General features: G+C 65.9%; 3 protein-coding genes and 1 CRISPR repeat array. Of the genes, 1 reads left to right on the top strand and 2 read right to left on the bottom strand.

Annotated features, from left to right (window positions below; translation table 11 throughout):
* Positions 1–104: 104 nt before the first annotated feature.
* Positions 105–461: direct repeats of the CRISPR family, unit length 30 nt; unit sequence GTTTCAATCCCTCCAGGGATGATCACGGAC.
* A gap of 372 nt (positions 462–833) precedes the next feature.
* Positions 834–1,796: a zinc-binding dehydrogenase gene (locus tag AC5LSR_RS18805; RefSeq protein ID WP_250290709.1), complete on the bottom strand. Its 963-nt coding sequence runs from the start codon at positions 1,794–1,796 to the stop codon at positions 834–836.
* 241 nt (positions 1,797–2,037) lie between these two features.
* Between AC5LSR_RS18805 and AC5LSR_RS18800 the strand changes: the two genes are divergently transcribed.
* Positions 2,038–2,754, top strand: a complete 717-nt coding sequence (locus AC5LSR_RS18800) for a Uma2 family endonuclease (RefSeq protein ID WP_250290707.1) — start codon at positions 2,038–2,040, stop codon at positions 2,752–2,754.
* 144 nt (positions 2,755–2,898) lie between these two features.
* On the opposite strand, the gene AC5LSR_RS18795 is transcribed toward AC5LSR_RS18800, so the two are convergent.
* Positions 2,899–3,183, bottom strand: a 285-nt coding sequence (locus AC5LSR_RS18795; RefSeq protein WP_493468742.1) for a metal-sulfur cluster assembly factor, incomplete at its 5' end; no start/stop codon positions are given.

Here is a 3,183-nt window from a genome sequence, read left to right as displayed (position 1 = left end):
TCAGTCGCATACCTCATACCCACGGTCTACCCGACGATCAGAACCAGTCCCATCCGACACCACGGATTAAGCCTTGTTATACATCACTGTGCTTGACGTGCTCAGTTTCAATCCCTCCAGGGATGATCACGGACTTGCCAGTGATATGGAGCCTTACCGCGACTTCGTGTTTCAATCCCTCCAGGGATGATCACGGACGCGGGAACGGCCGGCGCGGACAGGGCAGGGGCGGAGTTTCAATCCCTCCAGGGATGATCACGGACGATGGGACTGCGTGAACTGCGTGACTTGTTCATGTGTTTCAATCCCTCCAGGGATGATCACGGACCTGGAGCCAAACCGCAAATGGTGGCTCCGCACCCCGTTTCAATCCCTCCAGGGATGATCACGGACCGCAGGAAGACTACAACATTGATAATGAGGCGTTGGTCGTTTCAATCCCTCCAGGGATGATCACGGACCCGAGGGTAAACGTGCAGGTCACGGGGGGTTTGTTGGGCTGGGTGGCGGGGGGGTTTGCAGCGGTCCGGCGGTAGTGCAGAGGCCCAGGTCACAGGCATGATCCTTATTTTAGAGGATCGCGCTCTGGTTGCCCACCATCGCGTGTTCGGGGCGGGTGGTCTCCAGTGGGTAGGGGTGTAGGGAGGGTGCCCGGTGGGTTCGGATCAGATGTTGCCACAGGAAAGATCCAGATACCGATAGATGTGCGGCCGGGAGAGGAGGGCCTGGCGCTGGGGGGTAGGCGGCTCTCCTTTGAGCGTGCTGCTGAGCGTGAGCGTGCTGCGCTGAACGCTGTGAAGACACTGCGGCAGATCTTGGAAACGAGGGGTGTGTCACCGCGCTTCCAGGAGGGTCTTGCCGATGGTGGCTCGGGACTGGATGGCTGTGTGTGCGTCGGCTGCGCGTTCCAGGGGGAAGCGTTGGCCGATCACTGGGCGTAGGCGACCGGCCGCCGCCTCCGCCAGTGCGGTTTCGACGAACTCGCGTAGCTCCTCCGGCGTCGGCCGTGGGCGTATCAGCGTCACCGCGCGATCCGCGGCGGTCTCGTCGGAGATGTCCGTCCAGGCGCCGCTCGCGAGACCGAAAACGACCATTCGGCCGCCGCGGTCGAGCAGGTCGAACGATGATCGGCCGATGGTGCCGCCGACTCCGTCGAAGACGACGTCCACCCCGCCGACGGCCTCTCGGACGCGCTCGGTCCACCCGGGCTCCCGGTAGTCGACCGTCACCTCGGCGCCCAGCTCACGGGCCAGTTCGATTTTGCGCCTCCCGCCGGCTGCCGCGACGACTCGGGCGCCGGCCGCCCGTGCGAGCTGAACGAGCAACGTGCCGACGCCGCCGGCCGCCGCCTCGACCAGAACCCGTTCCCCGCCGCGCAGCCCGGCCGCGCGGATCAGCATCACCGCCGTGCGCCCGTCGGCCATCAGCGCCACCGCACTGTCAAGACCGAGACTGTCGGGAACCTCGACGAGGCCGCCGGCATCCACCACCGCGCGTTCGGCATAACCACCGGAACCGCCGGTGGCGCTGACCACCCGCCTGCCGACCAGGGCCTTGTCGACGTCCGCGCCGACCGCCGTGACCACACCACCCACGCCGTTACCCGGGATCATCGGCAGCTTCACCTGGCCCGGGTACGGTCCGGCGCCGGTGGCCCGGAACTGGGTCTCCACGAAAGTGATGCTGGCGAACGCCACCTCGATCAGTGCCTGCCCGGGCCCGGCCACCAGGTCCGGCGCGTCGCCCGCGACCAGCACCTCCGGCCCGCCGAACCCCTTCAACCACACCGCGCGCACAGGACTCCTCCCGATCAGCTCACGTTCCCGGAGCACACATCCCCCGCGGCCAAGCTCACAACCTCACCCTTGGTTCAAGTCAAGCGCCGTTTCCGCACTCTGGAACGCAGGCCCGACGACCTCGACCTATAGATGCCATCAATGAGAAAGCTAAATTGACTACTTATCGCATCAAGACAGCTACTTCTCGGCGTATGCTTTACAGCAAATACGCTGTCCCGACGTCCGGAGGAGTGGCAGCATGACCAGGGTGATGGTGAAAGATGATCCGTCGACGTCCCCACCGGCCGAGTTCTCCGGGAACGGAGCTCCCCCGGACGAGGAGGCATGGGCGCGGTCCCGGTTCGTCGGTCTTCCGCACGAACCACTCGCCGATGCCGACCTGCGGCGCTGGCCGTTCGGCATCGGCGCGGTCGAGACCCGCGACGGGATTACCTTCTTCCGCTCCCGTCACCCGGACGGCTTCACCGCGGACGATCTGCGCCGGACGCCCGAGGACGGCAGGCGGTACGAGCTGCTTGACGGGACGATCGCGGTGAGCCCGTCCCCCGGCTTCACCCACCAGCTCGTGGTGGCGCACCTGCTGGCCATTCTCGTCGGCGCCCAGACCGGTACCGCGCGGACGCTTCCTGCCCCTTTCGACGTCGCTCTGCCGCGTGGGCGTGTCCTCCAGCCCGACATCGTCGTCATGCCGCACGCCCAGGCCGAAATCCCGGTCCTCGTGGTCGAGGTCCTGTCCCGATATGGACGTAGGTACGACCGGAAGGAAAAGTTCGACGAGTACGAGGGATCCGGCATCCCGTCATACTGGATTATCGATCCGGATATCCCGGAGATCGCCGTCTTCGAGCTGACGGCAGGCCGGTACGAGCGGGTCACGCGGGTCGAGGGCTCGGCGACGTGCAAGGTGGAGAGGCCGTTTCCGGTCAGCTTCTCCCCCGCTGCCCTGCTGGCCTGACGGAAAAACGAAACCGCGGAACCGCCGGTAGCGAAGCAGACGCTTCCGACGGTTCCGCCTGCGGGCACCGTGTTCCCTGAGGGCAGCATGTTCATCGCCCGGCATGACCGAAGATCCATCGCCTGGCACGGCCGGAGCCGTGGGTCAGACGTTGAAGCCGAGGGCGCGGAGCTGGTCGCGGCCGTCGTCGGTGATCTTGTCGGGGCCCCAGGGGGGCATCCAGACCCAGTTGATGGTCACGTCGTTGACCAGGGCGTCCGGGCCGTCGGTGAGGGCGGAGCGGGTCTGGTCCTCGATCACGTCCGTCAGCGGGCAGGCCGCCGAGGTCAGCGTCATGTCCAGGGTCACGGTGTTGTCGTCGTGGATGTTGATCCCGTAGACCAGGCCCAGGTCGACGACGTTGATGCCGAGCTCGGGGTCGACGACGTC

This window comes from Protofrankia sp. CiP1_Cm_nod4 (genome assembly GCF_982290645.1).
Note: the sequence above shows the minus strand (reverse complement) of the source record. Positions and strands in the feature narration are given on the sequence as shown.